Source organism: Thalassotalea sp. 1_MG-2023 (genome assembly GCF_030546745.1).
In the GTDB taxonomy this organism is placed as follows: Bacteria; Pseudomonadota; Gammaproteobacteria; order Enterobacterales; family Alteromonadaceae; genus Thalassotalea_C.
Window position 1 is genome coordinate 69,189 of record NZ_JAUOPD010000014.1, and the last position, 19,622, is coordinate 88,810.

The 19,622-nt window shown below is 38.6% G+C and carries 14 protein-coding genes, 1 pseudogene and 1 riboswitch; of the genes and pseudogenes, 6 read left to right on the top strand and 9 right to left on the bottom strand.

All coding sequences use genetic code 11. The features are described from left to right. Positions 1 to 5: 5 nt before the first annotated feature. The 3 genes from Q4489_RS12185 to rne all read right to left on the bottom strand — a co-directional run bounded on the left by Q4489_RS12185 (position 6) and on the right by rne (position 6,034). Complete coding sequence (locus tag Q4489_RS12185; RefSeq protein ID WP_303480779.1) at positions 6 to 2,393, bottom strand: heavy metal translocating P-type ATPase; 2,388 nt, start codon at positions 2,391 to 2,393, stop codon at positions 6 to 8. Between the two features lie 3 nt (positions 2,394 to 2,396). Then, complete coding sequence (locus Q4489_RS12190) at positions 2,397 to 2,891, bottom strand: FixH family protein (protein ID WP_303480780.1); 495 nt, start codon at positions 2,889 to 2,891, stop codon at positions 2,397 to 2,399. Positions 2,892 to 3,076: 185 nt separating this feature from the next. After that, a complete protein-coding gene (gene rne, locus Q4489_RS12195; RefSeq protein ID WP_303480782.1) occupies positions 3,077 to 6,034 on the bottom strand; it encodes a ribonuclease E in 2,958 nt (985 codons plus the stop codon). 576 nt (positions 6,035 to 6,610) lie between these two features. Between rne and rluC the strand changes: the two genes are divergently transcribed. Both rluC and Q4489_RS12205 read left to right on the top strand, forming a co-directional pair. After that, the gene (gene rluC, locus Q4489_RS12200; protein WP_303480784.1) at positions 6,611 to 7,573 is read left to right on the top strand and encodes a 23S rRNA pseudouridine(955/2504/2580) synthase RluC; all 963 of its coding nucleotides are present in this window, start codon (positions 6,611 to 6,613) and stop codon (positions 7,571 to 7,573) included. Next, positions 7,570 to 8,217, top strand: coding sequence for an HAD family hydrolase (locus Q4489_RS12205; RefSeq protein WP_303480785.1), 648 nt, complete (start codon positions 7,570 to 7,572; stop codon positions 8,215 to 8,217). The genes rluC and Q4489_RS12205 overlap by 4 nt, the downstream gene beginning before the upstream one ends. 40 nt (positions 8,218 to 8,257) lie before the next feature. Here Q4489_RS12205 and Q4489_RS12210 read toward each other — a convergent pair whose 3' ends face one another. Both Q4489_RS12210 and gloB read right to left on the bottom strand, forming a co-directional pair. After that, on the bottom strand, positions 8,258 to 9,889 hold the full coding sequence (locus Q4489_RS12210; protein WP_303480787.1) for a LysM peptidoglycan-binding domain-containing protein: 1,632 nt from the start codon (positions 9,887 to 9,889) through the stop codon (positions 8,258 to 8,260). Positions 9,890 to 9,959: 70 nt separating this feature from the next. Continuing rightward, a complete protein-coding gene (gene gloB, locus Q4489_RS12215; RefSeq protein WP_303480788.1) occupies positions 9,960 to 10,769 on the bottom strand; it encodes a hydroxyacylglutathione hydrolase in 810 nt (269 codons plus the stop codon). 282 nt (positions 10,770 to 11,051) lie between these two features. Here gloB and Q4489_RS12220 point away from each other — a divergent pair, with 282 nt between their 5' ends. Then, the gene (locus Q4489_RS12220; RefSeq protein WP_303480789.1) at positions 11,052 to 11,816 is read left to right on the top strand and encodes a class I SAM-dependent methyltransferase; all 765 of its coding nucleotides are present in this window, start codon (positions 11,052 to 11,054) and stop codon (positions 11,814 to 11,816) included. Positions 11,817 to 11,824: 8 nt separating this feature from the next. After that, positions 11,825 to 12,583, top strand: coding sequence for a Nif3-like dinuclear metal center hexameric protein (locus Q4489_RS12225; RefSeq protein WP_303480790.1), 759 nt, complete (start codon positions 11,825 to 11,827; stop codon positions 12,581 to 12,583). Between the two features lie 56 nt (positions 12,584 to 12,639). On the opposite strand, the gene Q4489_RS12230 is transcribed toward Q4489_RS12225, so the two are convergent. Then, positions 12,640 to 13,395, bottom strand: coding sequence for an ElyC/SanA/YdcF family protein (locus tag Q4489_RS12230; RefSeq protein WP_303480791.1), 756 nt, complete (start codon positions 13,393 to 13,395; stop codon positions 12,640 to 12,642). A gap of 177 nt (positions 13,396 to 13,572) precedes the next feature. Further along, positions 13,573 to 13,759: riboswitch (Lysine riboswitch) on the top strand. Between the two features lie 141 nt (positions 13,760 to 13,900). Between Q4489_RS12230 and lysC the strand changes: the two genes are divergently transcribed. Next, on the top strand, positions 13,901 to 15,253 hold the full coding sequence (gene lysC, locus Q4489_RS12235; RefSeq protein WP_303480792.1) for a lysine-sensitive aspartokinase 3: 1,353 nt from the start codon (positions 13,901 to 13,903) through the stop codon (positions 15,251 to 15,253). Positions 15,254 to 15,296: 43 nt separating this feature from the next. On the opposite strand, the pseudogene queC reads toward lysC, so the two are convergent. Then, positions 15,297 to 15,980: pseudogene (queC, locus tag Q4489_RS12240) on the bottom strand (7-cyano-7-deazaguanine synthase QueC); the annotation flags it as partial. Between the two features lie 67 nt (positions 15,981 to 16,047). On the opposite strand from queC, the gene queE reads away from it, so the two are divergent. After that, on the top strand, positions 16,048 to 16,722 hold the full coding sequence (queE, locus tag Q4489_RS12245) for a 7-carboxy-7-deazaguanine synthase QueE (protein ID WP_303480793.1): 675 nt from the start codon (positions 16,048 to 16,050) through the stop codon (positions 16,720 to 16,722). 14 nt (positions 16,723 to 16,736) lie between these two features. On the opposite strand, the gene pdsS is transcribed toward queE, so the two are convergent. Further along, a complete protein-coding gene (pdsS, locus tag Q4489_RS12250; RefSeq protein ID WP_303480794.1) occupies positions 16,737 to 18,890 on the bottom strand; it encodes a proteobacterial dedicated sortase system histidine kinase in 2,154 nt (717 codons plus the stop codon). Next, entirely contained in the window at positions 18,890 to 19,597 is a 708-nt protein-coding gene (pdsR, locus tag Q4489_RS12255) for a proteobacterial dedicated sortase system response regulator (protein WP_303480816.1), read from the bottom strand. Before pdsR ends, pdsS begins: the two co-directional genes overlap by 1 nt. Positions 19,598 to 19,622: the final 25 nt, after the last annotated feature.

Here is a 19,622-nt window from a genome sequence, read left to right on the forward strand (position 1 = left end):
TTGGTTTATTTCACTTTTAATAATCGTAACGAATTCGTGATAACCAGTATTGAACTTAAAGACATACCGATCACCGCCATATACGGAGTAATATACCCACACACTGCTAAGGGTAATACAATTGCGTTATATCCGAAAGCCCAACCATAGTTTTGCCAAATAATATGCTTGGTTTTTAACGCGACTCTTTGGAGTAGATTAATTGACGTTAAGCGATTGTTTAGCAAGATAACATCTGCACCGCTTTTCGCAATTTCAGTGCCGCTACCCATGGCGATAGATACATGGGCAGCACCAAAAACAGGGGTGTCATTAATACCATCACCTACCATAGCAATAGTATTTTTATGTTGTATTGCTTTTAGTGTGTGCATTTTCTCGGTCGCTGTTAATTGGCTATGTACTGAATCTAACTGAAGTGTTTGTTGTACTTTTTCACAGCCAGAAGCGTTATCGCCAGAAAGCATAATAGTGTTAATGTGTTTAGCTTTAAGTGTGTGAATAACATTTTCTGCTTCCTCCCTAATATTATCGATTAAAGCAATAGCAGCAACGGGGTGATTATTTATTGAAACTATACAACTAAAAGCGGATAAAGCTTTAGGAACCTCAGTTGAGAAAATCCAACTGGGTTTGCCAATTTTAACGTCTTTACCGTCAATAACTCCTGAAATTCCACAGCCAGCATCTATGCTTATTTTTTCACTGATTATGCTAAAGTCTCGAAAGCGAGTAAACGCTTTTGCAATAGGGTGCTCGGAATGCGATTCTAAGTTTGCAGCATAAGCAAGAACCCTATCTTTACTATAGCTGTCATCTAACATTTCTATGTTTGCAATATCAAAATCGCCAGTTGTTAACGTGCCTGTTTTATCAAAAGCAATGGTATTGATCTCGGGTATCGTTTCCATGACATGTGAAGACTTAATCATAATACCTGATCGGTTTAATCGTGTAGTCCCACATGTTAATGCGGTTGGGGTAGCTAGTGACAATGCACAAGGACAAGTGGCTACTAATACGGATAAGGTGATCCAAAATGCTTCTGACGGCATATGTTGTTGCCAATATATCGCCGTGCCAATTGCGGTGAGTAATATCACCGCGACAAAATATTGTGCAATTGTATCAGATAGTTGTGCAATTTTGGGTTTATGAGCTTGGGATGCTTCACTGACTCTAATTAACTGACTTAAAAATGATGAACTTCCTGCTTGCTTTACTTCAACGAGTAAGTTGCCATCGCCATTAATAGTGCCAGCAAAAACAGTATCGCCCAGGCTTTTGTCAACGGGTAGTTGTTCACCAGAAAGCATTGCCTCATTGATTGGACTGTTACCTTGAGTGATAACGCCATCAGCAGGGATCACTTCACCTGGCTTTATCATCACAATATCTTTCGGTAATAGTTTGCGAGCAACAACATATTGTTCTTGATTATTGACTAATTTAGTTGCGGTCATCGGCATTAATTTTAATAGATTAGCCGAAACCTCTGCAGCTCTATTACGTGCTCTAAACTCTAAAAATTTACCGATGAGCAATAAAAAGGTAAACATTGATACTGATTCAAAATAAACTTCACCCGTTTGGTAAATGGTCGCCCATGCACTGGCAATAAAAGCCAATATAATCGCAATGGAAACGGGTACATCCATGGAAAGACGTTTTGCTTTTAAGGCATTATAAGCGCCGATATAAAAGATAAACGCACCATACGTAACAATAGGAACAGTAAGCACTAGGCTGGCATATCTAAGATAAACCACAAAATGCTCTGCCATATCACTAAAGGCACCAAAATATAGGCCGACAGCAATCATCATTACTTGCATCATTAAGATGCCAGAAATACCTAATCGTTTAATAAAGGCTTTACTTTGAATTTGATTGGCTTGTTCGGCATCGCTCGCCTTAAAAGGGAGGGCTTGATAGCCAATTTTTTCAATAGCGATCAAAATTTCACTAAGCTTAATATCGCTATGATGCCAACGAATGGTAGCGCGTTGAGTCGTCGCATTAACATTAATATTAACCACACCGGATAATTGATTAATCTGCATTTCAATCAACCAAGCGCAGGCTGCGCAATTGATACCCTCAACGGTTAGAATAGCTTCTTTACACTGGCCATCTTGATATATAAATTCGCTTTGTAAGCTCTCTTCGTCAAGCAAAGTGCGCTTTTGAAGTTGCTCTGGAATAAGTGCTTCGCCCTTGGGGGCTGACTCTGTTCTAAAACGGTAATAATCCGTTAAATTATTATCAACAATGGTTTGCGCGACAGCTTCACAACCAACACAACACATTGGCTGTGGTTTATTATCAATCGTAACAATCAGCGATAAACCTTTTGGAATGGGTTCACCGCAGTGAAAACAAGAAATGTGCATAGCTTAATGAGCTTCAATAGCCTTAGGTTTTATCTCGATAAAATCAGATTGGGGTAAGGTAATAACGTTTTGTATCTTCCAATGTTCTTCAAAAGGCGCAATAGTAACGCGCCATTTTCCGCTAACTTCTTGTTCAATATATTGCCTGAAATGACCGGAAGCATCAGGTGTTAAGGCGAAATAAAAGTCTTTATCTTTCAACGTTGGATGGTAAAAATTAACGTTAAGTAACGGAAACTCTTTATCTATCCCCGTTGGTTTGATGACGAGTACTTGGTTATCAAGTTTTAAATCAAACTTCATTCCCAGTTTTTGTGCGAGCTTTATTTTAGATATTTCTAAGTTAATTGCCTTACCTTTTTTATAGTAATCGCCCACCACCAAAGGGTCAGGATCAGTATTGGCAATAATAACTGTGGTAATACCTGCAACAACAGCAGAGAACGGAAGAAAAAATACGAGCCAAGCCCAAGGCTCTTTGTACCAAGGTGTTTTCATGAAGTAATATTGGTTACTAAATAATGGCAACTATTATACTGACTTTACGACAATGACTCTATTGAATTCACCGGATTTATTACTTTAGATCAAATTCAAAGCGCAAAAGAAGTTTTAATAGGAAATTTATGATGAAAAAGGTCAGCTATAAGCTGACCTTTTTTGCATAAATTGACTCGGGAAGTCTACGGTTTAACCGGACCTGATTGGCTTGTACTTGTGGCATGCTTGCGTAAAGCTGTTTTACCAGAGGTGTTAACTTTTACGCGTTCTTCAATAGTTGCCGAAGCGGTAGGTAATTCGCCAGTTTCATGGATAGTTGCTGGTTTAAACATCGCAGCAAAAGCATGCCCTTTAATTCGAGGCTTAGCTTTGGTTGAACCATTAGCTTTTTTAGCTTTAGCAGTTGCTTTAGGCTTACTTGCCGTTGGCTTTTGGTTATCCGTTACCTTTGTTTGGCTTGAATCAGTTTCTGATACTTCAGGTTTTTCTGTTGTATTTTCAACGTCAACAGTAGCAGTGTCTTGATGTGTGTTATCGCTATTATCCGATTCTAATGTTTGAACATCCTGGTCTAGGGTTTCAGGTTCACTCTTCACTTCTGCTTGTGCTGAGCTAGGTTGTTCCACTTTTTCAGGCTTACTATCAAGAGCTTCAGATTTCGTAGTTGCTTCTGGCGCTGATTTTTCCGTTTCAACAGAAGCTAGCGTGCTAGCTGATTCTTCTACATTATGTTGTTTATCTACAACAGTATCACCTTTTACGGTTTCTTGGCTGACAGTATTGTCTTTTGCTGAAGTGTGCTCTAAAGGTAAATCTTGTTGAACCTCAACTGATTGTGCTTCTTGAGCGATAGCTTCAGGATAACGCGCCTCTACCGGGTCTAATGTTGCTTCAACATTTTGTTGTTCTTCATTAGTATTTTGACGTCTGCGTTGCCCATGCGAGCGCAAATGCCTTGGTGAACGTCTATTTCTAGTGCGCTCTTCTTTACCTTTTTTATTGCTGGCGTCTTCTGAAGTGGCTTCAACGACTGCTGTTAATGCTTTTGAGTCTTTAACGTCAGCAACTTTAGCGTTAGCAGTATTGTTTTGAACATCTTCAACTTTTTTAGCCGGCTGCTTTTTAACCGGTTGTTTATCTTCGTTAGTGGCATTGTTTTGGTCAGCAACACGTACTTTTTTACGAACGTTTCTACGTTGTCTTTTCTCAGCAATCTTTTCCTCTTTAGGCTTAGTGTGCTTCGGCTGTTGAGGCTTTTTATGTTGCTTATTGACTTTATCGCTCTGTTCAGCGCTTGGTTTTTCATTACGCTTATCTGGGCGTCGCTCATGATTGCGCTTATTACGTTGATTTCTATTTCTCTGACCACCACGACGTTCGTAATCACGTTTACCATTTTTGTGCTGTGGTTTTTTAGGTTCTTCTTTTTTTGTTTCTTCAGTAGAAAACAATGAAGATAACCACTTGCCTATTGCAGCAAATAAACTGGGTTGGTTTTTAACAACAGGAGCAGCCTTTGTTTGGCTAACAGGCGCTTGTTTTGGTGCAGATATACCTTGCAATAACGGCTCGTCTTTTTGTGCGGCTTTTTTATCAAATTTCGGCATAACCGCTAACTCTGGTTTCGCTTCAATTACCGGTGTTTGATAACTTGCTTCTGCAATAGACTCATCTTTTCTAACGCGAATAACTTCGTATTGCGGCGTTACTAAGTTGGGGTTTGGAATAATTAACACATGTACGCTGTGATGCTTTTCAATATGCATTACCGAACGACGTTTTTCATTCAATAAATATGTAGCAACTGGCACAGGAACTTGTGCCTGTACTTGCTGAGTATTATCTTTAATGGCTTCTTCTTCCATTAAGCGTAACACCGACAAGGCAAGCGATTCTACGCCACGGACATGACCAGTGCCATTACAACGAGGACATACCCCTTGGCTGGTTTCACCAATTGATGGACGTAAACGTTGTCTGGACATTTCAAGAAGACCAAAACGCGAAATTCTGCCAAGTTGTATACGCGCTCTATCTGCTTTAACTGCATCACGCATACGATTTTCTACTTCTCGTTGGTGGCGTACTGGCGTCATATCAATAAAGTCAATAACGACTAAACCACCTAAATCTCGTAAACGTAGCTGACGTGCTATTTCATCAGCAGCTTCTAAATTAGTATTGAACGCGGTTTCTTCTATATCTCCACCTTTGGTAGCGCGAGCAGAGTTAATGTCGATAGAAGTCATGGCTTCGGTTGGATCAATAACAATTGAACCACCAGAAGGTAATCTTACTTCACGTTGAAATGCTGATTCGATTTGGGTTTCTATTTGGTAATGCGTAAATAACGGTACATCATTGGTGTATAACTTAACTTTACTCATAAAGTCAGGTCGTACTACTTCAATGTGATTACGTACACTTTCAAAGATCTTAGGGCGATCAATTAATATTTCACCGATATCGCGACGTAAATAATCACGAATGGCACGTAAAATAACATTTGATTCTTGATGTATTAAAAAGGGAGCAGGGCGTGATTCTGCAGCTGTTTCAATGGCACTCCAATGGTGTAAAAGTACACTTAAGTCCCATTCAAGTTCTTCATAGTCTTTGCCAACACCAGCGGTGCGAACAATTAAGCCCATGCCTTTGGGTAGGCTTAATTTACTTAATGATGCTTTTAAATCTGAACGCTCGTCACCTTCAATGCGGCGAGATATACCACCAGCTCGTGGATTATTCGGCATTAATACTAAATAACTACCAGCTAAAGAAATAAACGTAGTTAAGGCTGCGCCTTTTTGACCTCGTTCTTCTTTATCAATTTGTACGATGACTTCTTGGCCTTCAGTAAGTACGTCTTTAATGTTAGGACGTCCTTGAAAGGTGTAACCGCTAGGGAAGTATTCGCGAGCAATTTCTTTCATTGGTAAAAAGCCGTGACGCTCAGCACCGTAATCAACAAATGCAGCTTCTAATGAAGGTTCAATACGTGTGATTTTTGCTTTATAGATATTGGCTTTTTTTTGCTCATGACCTGGGCTTTCGATATCCAAATCATATAGTTGTTGACCATCAACTAGCGCTACACGCAATTCTTCTGATTGTGTAGCGTTGATTAACATTCTTTTCATAGTTTCTGTGACTCATAAATTAGTCACAGCACACCATTTGCTTAGTACACAAAGCAATCTATCGCTTTTGTAACAGCTGCTTGTCAGCCTCTCGGGTGTCAATCTTACTATGCCATTTTTACATAGTAAGCTGTTAATATAATCCTGATTGTTGCTCAGTGATGCTTATATAAGAAAGCATTACTGAAAAATTTGTCTTTATGCGCTCAGCATGTGTGCTGTGCTCAGTTATATCGCTAGTTAACCTTTATTTCTTCAGGTGTCATGTATATTCGAGAATATAGCGATAATAACAATTGTTTAATGATTGCAATTTGCTCTGGACATTTATATTTGCATGTTGACAGTATTTTCAAGTCAATCGTTACAAAGAGCTGTTCAATTAATAATTCACTTTTTTGATTATTAAGGTAGCCTTTCAATGCCTCTTACGATTCGCTAAAAGCAAGTTTTTTGCATGTTGCATGTTAAAATATAGCGCAACTTTTCTATTATCCCACTTTTTATTAGAAAAAGGCAATTAAATCGTCAGTTTATTTACGCGATTTTTATATATTTTATGATAAACTGCGCGCCATGAATGATACAACAAAACCTCAAGTTCGATTTATTACTGTAGATGTTGAAGATGCAGGACAAAGAATCGACAATTTTTTATTGAAAACCCTCAAAGGGGTTCCTAAGAGCATGATCTATCGCCTTTTACGAAAAGGTGAAATTCGTGTGAACAAGAAACGTACTAAACCTGATTATAAATTGAAAGACGAAGATGTATTGCGTATAGCGCCTATTCGCGTTTCAGAAAAATCAGCACCCGTTTCAACGCAACTTAACGTTGTGGCTAACCTCGAAAAACAAATTTTATTTGAAGATGATCGGCTAATCGTGATTAATAAGCCTTCAGGTATGGCTGTTCATGGGGGGAGTGGCGTAAACTTTGGATTAATCGAAGCATTAAGAGCGTTACGTCCAGATGCTCGCATGCTCGAACTTGTGCATCGTTTAGATCGTGATACATCTGGCTGCTTAGTCGTCGCAAAAAAGCGTTCTGCTCTTAGAAATCTTCATGAACAGCTGCGTAATAAGAAAGTTCAGAAGTTTTACCATGCATTAGTAAAAGGCCGTTGGTCTGCAAAAATTACCCGTGTTACAGAAGGTTTAAAGAAAAACGACTTAAAATCTGGTGAACGCATTGTTGTGGTTGATAATATTAACGGTAAAGAATCTGAAACACGTTTTAAAGTGATTCAGCATTATAAAGATGCAACACTGGTTCGTGCATTTCCGGTAACAGGTAGAACGCATCAAATTCGTGTGCACTGTCAAACTAAAGGGCATCCGATTGCGTGTGATGCTAAGTATGGGCATCCTGAGTTTGATGCTCAAATGAAAGCGCATGGGTTAGATCGCTTATTTTTACATGCTGCAAGTATTGAATTTACGCATCCGTTAACGGAAAAACGTATTAAAGTAGAAGCGCCATTAGCACCATCGCTTGATGCATTGCTATCAAAATTGACTGTTGCTAAAACGTCATGAAAGAGTACCAATTAATTATATTTGATTGGGACGGCACGCTAATGGACTCTATCGCGCGGATAGTTTCATCAATCCGCGCTTTAGCTCAAGCTAATGAACTGATAATACCGAATGAAAACGTGATAAAAGGCATTATTGGCTTAAGCTTAGAAGAAGCGATAGTGACATTATTTCCAACGGCGAACGATGCAACGATTGAGCAACTTAAAACGGGTTATAAAAAACATTATATTGAATTAGACCCAACGCCAACGCCTTTATTCTCCAACGCAGAGCAATTACTCATCGGGTTAACTCAGCAAGATAAAATGCTCGCTGTTGCAACGGGAAAAGCCAAGAAAGGCTTACAACGCGTGATGCGTGAAACTAATTTGACTCGCTATTTTAACCACGTAAGGTGCGGTTGTGAATGTCACTCGAAACCACATCCTCAAATGTTAGAACAATTATTAGTTGAATGTAGAGTGCCACCAGAGAATGCTGTGATGATAGGAGATTCTATGCTTGATATGGAAATGGCTAAACGTGCAGGGATCGATAGTATTGGTATTACCCATGGTGTGCATAGCCAAGAACAATTAAGTATGTTTCAGCCAAAAGCAATCGTGGGTTCTTTAGTAGAGTTACAATCGCTGTTGAGCTAAATCACAAACATAATAAAAGCACCCGAAGGTGCTTTAACTTTTAAATAGCTTTGGTGATATCGATAGCAAGTTTTAACTTTTGACCTGGTTGCAAATATTTTTTACGGCTTAAGTTATTCCACCGTTCAATTTCTTTAATGGTCACATTAAACTTGTTGGCGATTCGTGCAAAAGAGTCGCCTTTTCTTACCCGATATGTGATATTCCTCACAATAGCTTCACTAGAAGGTGTGGCAGCTGTGGTCACTTTTGACTTACGCCAAATAACTAATTTTTGCCCGATTCTGAGAGAGTCTCGTGGCGCCATACCATTCCATGCTGCAAGCTTACGGTAATTTACACCATATGCTCGGCTTAAATCCCAGAAGGTGTCTCCTGATTTAACAATATGAGTTAATTTCTCTGAACCACGAGGGTAATTTTGTTTTTTTGCGAGTCGTTGTTCACTGGATAAAATATATTTATCTAAAGATTTAGCGGCTACTGGGATTAAAAGGTGCTTGCCTTCACGGATTTGTGTGCCTCGAATGTTATTAACTTGCTTGATCACGCCAATATCTGTGTTGAAACGGTTTGCAATGATACCAAGGCTATCACCCCGCTTTATTTTATAGCGCTGCCAAGCTAATCGCTCTTTCTTTGATAATTTATTTAAACCCAACTTAAAAGCCGATACTTTGTTATCGGGTAATACTAAATAATGTGGCCCTTTAGGATCGGTTGCCCATCGATTAAACCCGGGGTTTAAATGTTGAAGCTCTTTTAATGTTAAATTAGCTAATTCAGCTGCTTTTGCTAAATCAAGTTGAGAACCGATATCTACGACAGAGATAACGGGTTTATCGGCAATTTTATAAAGGGATAGTTTAAACTCTTTAGGTCTTTTAACCAGATCAGCTAACGCTAATAGCTTTGGCACGTAAGCACGTGTCTCTCTGGGTAAATCAAGCGACCAGAAGTCAGTTGGTTTATTGCGTTTCTTGTTGTTTCTTATTGCGCGCTGAACTCGGCCTTCACCAGAGTTATAAGCTGCTAAGGCATGCATCCAATTACCATCGAAAAATTTATGTAAATATTTTAAATATTTAATTGCGCCTTTTGTAGATGCGACAACATCACGTCTGCCGTCGTACCACCAGTTTTGCTTCATGCCAAAACGTGTACCAGTACCTGGGACAAATTGCCACATGCCAGAAGCTCTTCCATGGGAATAGGCAAACGGATCGAATGCACTTTCTACAATGGGTAATAACGCGATATCCATAGGAATGCCAGCAGCTTCAATCTCTTGCACAATAAAATGCATAAATGGCTCTGCGCGCTTTGCTACTCGGTCTAGATAGGCTTGATGTTTAGCATACCAGTCTCTTTGCACCGTAACGCGTCTATTTTCGGGTATTTCAAAAACAAGTTGGTTACGAATTCTTTGCCAAATTCCATCATCTAATATGATGTTATCTTCTAAAGGAATGTCTACATCTTCTACTGGATGAATAACGTCTGCTGTTTCATCCGCTAATAATGCATGACTGACATCTACCGGAGACGCTATTTGTTGAGCTATATGCTCAGGTATTTGATTTTTCGGCGCTTGTTTCGTGTTGTTGTCACTGATCGTTTGACAACCGGTTAATATCACGAGTGCGGAAAGTGGAAAACTTAAATACTTCATGAAAGCCTTTTTGTTACGTAATTGCAGTAAGTGTCACTTATTTCAAACCGTTATTCAATATAGATTTTGTTTAGAAGTTGTCTTTCCAGGCTCTAATCGTGGTAAATACTGACAGTTCATCTAAATTTTTTATTTGGCTATGTTCAACAGCACTTTGTTGTACTTCCGGCTCCTTGCATCGTAAAAAAGGGTTTACTGCGAGTTCTTGTTTGATAGTCGAAGGAAGCGTAATTTGATTATTTTTTCTTAATTCAACAACCTTATTATAATAATTTACCAGTGCAAGATTACTTGGTTCAATGGTAAGTGCAAAATTAACATTCGCTAGGGTATATTCGTGTGTGCAATATACTGCAGTGTTTTCGGGCAGCGTGATTAATTTATGCAGAGAATCTAACATTTGAGCGGGCGAGCCTTCAAATAATCGTCCGCAACCAGCAGAAAACAAGGTATCACCACAAAAAAGTTTATTATTGTCGTAATAGGCAACATGCTCAAGTGTATGGCCTGGTAGAGTCATCACCGTTAACCTTAATGAAAGTGAAGGTATTTCGATAATATCTGTATCTTTTACAAAAGTAGTAACACAAGGAATATTTTCATGCTTTGGACCAAAAATATCGATAGACCATTTTTTATTTATACAATATTGCTTAAGTTCTGAAACGCCACCAACATGATCAGGATGGTGGTGAGTGATGAGTATTGCTTCCAGTTGCAAATTATTCTTTTCTATGAAATCAATACATACCTTTGCGTCACCAGGATCAACTAAGACTAGTTTAGAAAACCCTGGTACAAAAAGTGCCCATATATAATTATCAGTAAATGCTTTAATTGCGTTAACTTGCAAAGATACGGGTTGTTGAAGTTGTGACATAATTCACCTTAGATGATAATATCTTGAGCTAATTGTATCTATTTATGATGCTTAATAAAACATTGTGGTGTGTTAGGGGATGTGACCCTTTTTTGTATTTTATACAACAGGCTGTTTTTATTGTTAGTAAAATCGAATGAACGTGGTTTATTTATATATAATGAGCAAATTCTAATGCCGCTAGTATTAGAAATTATCATTGCCCAATGGGCTGAGGTTAAACCAAAATAAATGGCCCCTCTAATAAAACACTTAAATTTTTCTGATTGATTTTGGCGTGTTATGAAACCAGCTCTATCGTTTAGACAACCACATTCTCCTTCTTCTTGGGAAAAACTGCCTAATGGCGAGTTAATTGTTGAGTCAATTGACACTATTTTAGCCCCTTGGTGGCCAAAATTTTTTGGTTATCATTTACTGAAAATTGGTGCATTAAGTCATCATATCAATACCTCAGCTTCTACTATTCAACATCAAGTCACTATTTCAGAGCACAAACCTCATGCTGATATAAATGCAGAAATAGAAGACTTACCTTTATTAGAGCATAGCGTTGATGTGTGTTTACTAAGCCATGTATTAGAATTCACCTTAGATCCACATCATGTGATCCGTGAAGCGAACCGCGTGCTTATTCCAAATGGCTACCTTGTGATCACCGGCTATAACGCATTTAGTTTAGCGGGGCTAAATAGCTTTGTGCCATATCGAAGACAGCAGCCACCGTGGAACGAGCGTTTTTTTTCACCCTTGAGAGTGAAAGATTGGTTAGATCTCATGGGCTACGAAATACTTGCTGATGAACGTTGTTTACACTCAATGTTGGCAAATAATGTCAGCCAACATTTAATGGCGAGACAATGGCGACAATTTACCCAACGATATCTATCTAGTTTAGGCTCTATTTTTGTTATTGTTGCAAAAAAGCGAGTGTTGCCATTAACGCCCATTAAACCTAAGTGGAAATTAAAGCCTAAATTGGCACCTATTAACGTATCTTCAGTGGGCTCAAAAGTCAGACATACAAAAAAGAATATAAATAATTGAGAATATATATGAAGTTTAATGAATTTGAACAGTATTTAAACGCTTTGTTAAAGCCAGAGCAAATTAAAGATTATTGCCCTAATGGTTTGCAAATCGCTGGCACGAACCATATACAAAAAGTGGTCACAGGGGTAACGGCGAACCAAGCGTTAATAGAACGGGCAATTGAAGAAAAAGCTGATGCGCTTATCGTTCATCATGGTTATTTTTGGAAAAACGAGTCTTATGTCATTAAAGGAATGAAGCATAAGCGAATAAAAGCATTACTATTAAATGATATCAATTTATTTGGTTATCATTTGCCGCTTGATATACATCCAGAGCTCGGTAATAACGCACAATTGGCAAAACTTTTTGGTATTGATATTACTGGCCCTTTGGAAATCGGCAACGCACAAAGTGTTTCTTTACAAGGTAAACTAAAAAAACCTACTTGCGGAGAAGATTTTGCAACCATGATCAATGAAAAGCTTAATCGAAAATGTTTACATATAGCCCCGAATAAAGATAAAAAAATTCAGACTATTGCATGGTGTAGTGGTGGTGGGCAAAATTTTATTGAGTTGGCCGCAGAGCAAGGTATTGATGCGTTCATTAGTGGTGAAATATCAGAGCAAACGACCCATGTTGCCAGAGAAATGAATATTCATTATTTTGCAGCGGGGCACCATGCAACAGAACGATATGGTGCAAAAGCTTTAGCTAAAAAAATAACTGAAGATCTATCTATTGAAGCAATATTTATTGATATTGATAATCCTGCGTAGGTGTTGTTAGTTGAAGAGAAAACAGCATAGGGCGTTTATGCGCCCTATGCTGGTGACTATCCTGTGATAAATTGAGCAATTCTACCTAACGTTTCATACCATGCATTGGTACTTTGTTTTAAGCTTTCGACTTGAGGAAGAAAATACGCCCATTTTTTTTCTTGATCTAACCCTTTCACCCAAGGACTAGCAGGAGCAGGTATAACAGCTACTCCTTGTTGTTTAAAATATTCTACACTACGGGGCATGTGATCTGCGTTTGTCACTAACACGACATTTTTGCCTTTTACTCTTGGGGCGATTATTTCAGACTCTTCTTTAGTGTCTTTAGGAAAATTTTGCACAAATATTTTTTTATTAGGCACACCTAAACTTATTAATGCATTTTTAACCATAACCGCATTGGGGGTAGGATCGCCAAGTGCTGCACCGGAGGTGATAAATTGTGCTTCAGGATGCAACTGATATATTCTCAGACCTTCAACCATACGTTGCAGCGAGCAAGCTTTTAGTTGGGAGGTTGCAGGTAACGATAAATCGGTTGTATGACCACAGCCTAAAATAACGATAAAGTCTACCTTTCTGTTTTGCTGCTTGAAGGATTCATAATTCGCTTCAATAGGAGCCATTAATCGATCGCTTACCCAAGGTGTTGATAAGAAAATAAGCAGCATCGATGATAATAAAAGACAACGAAAGCTCCAACGTCGAGCACGGTTAAAAAGCAATAATGCTAACAGCATTAATAAAACGACAATACTCATTGGCATAAGTAAAAAGCCGATTATTTTCTTCAATAAAAACAGATCCATTTAGTTTCGCCCATATGCAGCATGTTTATCTAGTTAAGCAGAGGGATCATAACAATTAACAGGGTTAATTTGTATGCTAATTCACTTCGTTATTTTTTTCGCTTAATGGGTTGTAATTTTAGTTTATTTGACGTTTAATAACGACGCTTCAAAATTAGACTATTTACTCGATTTTGAGGCTCCAGAAGAGGTGCGGTAGCCAGGTAGTTAGTTTTAGGAACCACTATTCCAATGATAACTAATGAGGGGGACTACCGCCGAGGACTTATTTTTGTGTGGAAAAATAATGTTCGGTTACTGAGGTTGAATCCTTAGGGCTGTCACCTCTGTTGTAAAACAGATGGGGTGGAGGGCTTCTGGCTGAAACGAAACACGGTATTTTCACACGAATTTCTTCTCAGTCATGCTCTTCCTTAATAATAATCGCCAACTCAATGGCAGATAGGGAGACCTTTTACATGTTAACGTTTATTTCAAGCAATTGCTTTGTTGTTGAGGTGTCAAAATGACACCAATAACGGTTGCCAAATTTGGTGGGACAAGTGTCGCTGATTATCAAGCAATGCTTCGTTGTGCTCATATCATAAAAAACAATCCTGACAATAAGCTTGTTGTTGTCTCTGCAAGCGCAGGTGTCACAAATTTTTTAGTGCGATTATCTCAGCCAAACGTGCCTATTGCTGAACAAGATGAAATCATCAAGAATATTGGCAATATTCAATATAATATTACTCAGCATCTTGATGAACAAGATGATCTAAACCAACAAATATCTGTTTTGCTAGAAGAGCTTGCTGCTTATGCCAGTGCAAATGCGTTAAACCATAGTGCTCGTATATCCGATGCAATTTTATCATTTGGTGAACAAATGAGCTCAAGAATTTTTGCGCAAGTATTACAATCAGTGCGTTTACCAGGACAATATTTTGATGTTCGTCAAGTAATGAAAACGAACGACTTGTACGGAAAAGCGGTGGTAAATCTTGAAAAATTGAAAGCCAATGTTTCCACTATTTTAGCTTCTAAGCTTGAGTCAAATGTACTGGTTACTCAAGGATTTATTGGTCAAAATGATGCGGGTTATACAACAACGCTTGGAAGAGGTGGCTCTGATTATAGCGCTGCTTTACTAGCAGAAGCACTTGAAGCTGATAATCTTGCCATTTGGACAGACGTTGAGGGTATTTTTACCACGGATCCGCGGATCACTGATCAAGCGAGATCTATCAAAGAAATTAGCTTTGGTGAAGCTGCGGAAATGGCAACCTTTGGCGCTAAAATTTTACATCCAGCGACCTTAATTCCTGCGATGCGTCAAAACATTCCGGTTTTCGTTGGCTCGAGTAAAGAGCCAGAGAAAGGGGGGACACGCATACAACAAGCTGTTGCATCAAAACCTACCTATCGGTCTATTGCCCTACGCCGTGAACAAACACTTGTTACGGTGAAAAGCCCCGCCATGTTACATGCTAGTGGTTTTTTAGCCAAAGTGTTTGCGGTATTAGCAAAGCACGAGTTAAGTGTTGATTTGATCACTACCAGTGAAATTAGTGTTGCCATGACCTTTGATAATCCTACCGGTTCAACTCAAGCTTTATTAAATTCAACGGTTGTTGAAGAGTTGGAACAATTATGTGAAGTAACGGTGGAACATGGCTTATCATTAGTTGCTGTTGTCGGCAATAACATTCATCAAACGAATGGTGTTGGCACTGACATTTTTGAAGCATTATCAGGTGTTAATGTAAGAATGATCTGTCAGGGAGCTAGTGAACATAACCTTTGTTTTCTTGTTGATGAGCAGCAAGCGAACCTTGCGGTAGAGCAGTTACATAACAATTTGTTCAGCGTAGCATAATGATAACAGCGCTGAATAATCTTCAGCGCTGATTTTTTACTCGTTATGCACTTATTTCGTAAGCTAATGGATCCGTTGTTTTATTTTCGCTAAACGCTTCTAAACGTTCTTGGCAGGCGCCACATTTACCACAGGCTTTTTCCCGGCCGTTATAACAAGTCCATGTTTGGCTGTAGTCTAAACCCATTGATAAACCGTCTGTAAGAATATCTGTTTTAGTGACGGTTAAGTAAGGGCTATATATTTCAACCGCTTCATAATTGGCAATTTGACAAACATCATTCATTTTTTGCACAAATTCAGGGCGACAATCTGGGTAGATTGCATGATCACCAGAGTGAGCACCGTAGTAAACTTGGCTAGCGCCAACAGAAACGGCATAGCCAACAGCCATTGATAATAAAATCATATTACGATTTGGCACTACCGTTGATTTCATTGATTCTTCTTCGTAGTGGCCTTCTGGGATCTCGATATCATCGGTTAGTGAAGACCCCGCTAATAATTGATTTATTGCAGAAATATCAATGATTTTATGTGTAATCCCTAGTGCTTTGCAAACACTTGCTGCACAATCTAATTCTTTGATGTGGCGTTGACCGTAATCAAACGAAAGAGCAAATACTTGCTTGCCATCTTGTACTGCTTTATTTAATACGGTGAACGAATCCATGCCGCCAGAATAAATTACCACGACTTTGTTACTCATATTTTGTCTCACTAGGGTATAATAGAAATCTTGCGCATTTTACTTGAATTCGTTTAACCATTAAATAGGCAATCTGCAAAGCAATATGAGTGTTACGTACAAAATTAATGAATTATTTGAAACTATCCAAGGTGAAGGTAGTTTTACCGGCCAACCCTCTATTTTTTTGAGGTTGCAAGGGTGTCCTGTTGGCTGCTCTTGGTGTGATACGAAACATACCTGGGATATTGATATCGTTGATCAGGTTGATATTGATAATATGGTCAATAAACCACAAGAATCTGTCAGTTGGGCGAATATGACAGAGCAAGATATTTTAGCTGTTTTTAAGCAACAAGGTTACCAAGCGCGTCATATCGTTATTACCGGCGGAGAACCTTGTATGATGGATTTAACCTCGTTGTGTCAAACGTTAGAAGATCAAGGGTATTCTACTCAAATTGAAACGTCAGGAACGTTTGAAGTAAAAACAACAGATGCTTGTTGGGTTACTGTTTCGCCTAAAATAAATATGAAAGGTGGCTATCCGGTGTTAAAAAGTGCACTAGAACGTGCTAATGAAATTAAACACCCAATTGCGACCAATGCGCATGTCGATGATTTAAAACTATTGCTAGAAAAAAATAATATCACTAATAAACCTGTGTATTTACAGCCTATAAGCCAAAAGAAAAGGGCCACTGAATTAGCTATTCAAACCTGTATTGAAAATAACTGGCGTTTATCCATTCAAGTGCATAAATATATTGGAATTGAATAAGCAATTTTTAACACTTAATCAACAATAGGTAATTCAATAGTTATCGTAACACCCGCGGGGTTGTGATGATCACTGGCTTTTATAGTTCCCTGATGAAATTCACAAATTAACCTCGCAATATATAGTCCAAGTCCTAAGTGCGGGCGCTTATCCTGCTCAAGTTCCTGACGGTTTTCACGAATAGATACCATTGAATCAAATAAACGCTCTGTCATTGCTTGTGGCAAATGTTCGCCATTATTACTGATATAAAGATAAAACCTTTGTTGTTTAATTGCGGTGCTGACTGTGATTTGTTGATCGTTACTAAACTCAACCGCATTTGAAAACACCTTATCGAGTAATTGAGCAAAATGTTCAGGCGAGCCACTGATAGAAGCCGAATCAATTGCATTATGAAAATTAATGTTATAACCGTGATAAATTTGCTGGTAGCCTTGAAGGCAGCCTTCCAACACCTTAATGATGTCAAAGGTGACATAATCAGTATTTTTGAGCATTTGCGTTAAATTTGTCGCTTCACTCATATTGGTTAAAATCAAATTTAATCGTGTTAAACCGCCTTGGGCTCTGGCTACCGTAGTTGTAGTTGTTTCGGGTAGTGGTTGCAACGATAAGTTCTCTAGCGATGTTCTCACGATTGCAATAGGGGTGCGCAATTCATGTGACAGCCTAGATGACATGTTTTCAAGGTACTGGTTGTATTGGTTTAAACGGCTAACTGCGGTTGAGAAACTGCGTGATAGATCGCCAATTTCGTCATTCGTTGTTGCTGCAGGCACTAAGGTTTTAATGCGTCCATGTTCATCAATGGCTTGTTCCGCTTGATTTCTCAATGCCCTGATACGATTTGTAATTCTGCTAGCAAAAAAGAAAAAGGCTAAAATACCAAAAAGCATAATGGCTAAAATGCTGGTAAAGAGCTTTTCTAGCGCTTGATTTCGCACAGTTCTAATACCATTGTTAGTCTCTTCTACAATAACAGCACCTTTCACCTGGTTGTTAATATAGATTGGGTAAGCTGCTGTTAATATAACAGCTTTTTTATCTGCCGATAATCGCCATTGGCTTTGAGGGGTACCAAGTAGCGCAGATTCGATATGTTCGCCAGTGACATTTTGTGCATCATATAATTGATCGACAAAATATTTCGGGGGTTGTGTCAACAGTGTTTCAAATAGAGGAGTAAGCCACGTGCTAATTTTACTGTGCCATTCATTTTGATCTGCGATCCCAGAAGTTTTGTGCCAAAGGCCTTCCGCATTTGTTATGTCACCCGCACGGGCAAGTACACGATTATGTTGATCAACAACCCATATACTTGACTGAGTATAACGCATGCCTTTAACTATACGTTCTATTTCTGGAGAGGGCACTAAGATGGTTCCTAGTGTTTCGGCGCTGGTTGTATCAGCACTTGCAATCGTCGTTATTGTTTCACTAAAGGGTTGATCAACATCATGAACAGCAAACGCTAGTGTGTCGCTAATATTATCTAATGGAATACGTAACTCTATATTGTAACCTTGATTAGTGTTAAGCCATTTACCTTGAATGAATGGCGCACGACTTGGATATTTTTCATTGGTTTTTAAATGAAAAGCATCTAACCATCCTGCGTTTTTATTACTGATCACATAACGCTGAAATTCACCATTGGGGCTAATAAAAGCAAGCTCAACGCGATCATTTAGTAATACACTAATAGCATTTTGATCGCGAAAAATAACCGTGTCATCAACAACACTTAAATAAAAGTAAAGGTACTTATCGTATTTTCCAACTGCGGCGGTGTAATTTAACGACAGGCTATTGCCCGTGCTTTGATCATTAAGCACATTATCAGCGCCATAATAATGAGCTTTATTAAGGTAATCAGGCCAATCAAAATGCTGACCATCTAAATTTATTGGTTGTGATAATGGATAACTGTAAAGATCTTTACCTTTTTCAACGCTGGGTAAAAAACTCGCTTGGTTATTAAAAAGATTCGGTCTTTCGTGTAATGCCGTTGCTAGCGCACGAGCTGTGCCTAATATGGTTTGTTCTTGGCCAAAGCGTAAATACTTTTCCATTTCCCAGACATATTGATAACCAAACCAAGGAATTGTCACTAAAAAGCTTGATAACAACAACAGTTTGCTGCGTAAACCAAAACGTATTGCCATTAGTTGCTCACTGATGGTTTAGGTTCATTCCAGCGATAACCCATACCGTAAACGGTTTCTATACAGTCAAAGTTTGCGTCAATTTGCATGAACTTTTTGCGAATACGCTTTATATGGGAGGTGATGGTACTGTCATCGACAAATATTTTAGAATCTTGCATGAGCTGTTGGCGATTTTTGACATGACCAGGTGATTTTACCAGCGCATGTACCATCCAAAACTCAGTGATGGTTAAATCAACATAACTCTCTTGCCATTTTACTGTCATGCGTTGGCTATCAATGGTTAATTGACCGTTTAATAGTAAATGATCTTCTTTAGTTGGCTTATGTTGTACTTCTAATCGTCTGAAAATAGCAGCGATTCTTGCTGTTAAATGAGGCAAACTAATATCTTTCGTTAAGTAGTCATCAGCGCCAATACGTAACCCTGATACGGTATCTACATCATTATCTCTGGCAGTTAAAAAAATTATGGGCAAGGTTTCAGAAATACTTCGAAGCCATTGGCACAAGGTAAACCCACCGTCATATTCTTGTTCTAATCCAATGTCTAAAATCACAAGTTGTGGCAGTTTTATGTTAAATGCTTGAGTTGCTGTTGTTCTATTGGCATAGGTTTGTACTTGGTAGCCTTGTGCTCTTAACACTTCTGCGTAATTTTCACGAATTGCCGCTTCATCTTCAACAATAGCTATATGCTTCAATCTTGGCATCTCTATAATTTCTTAA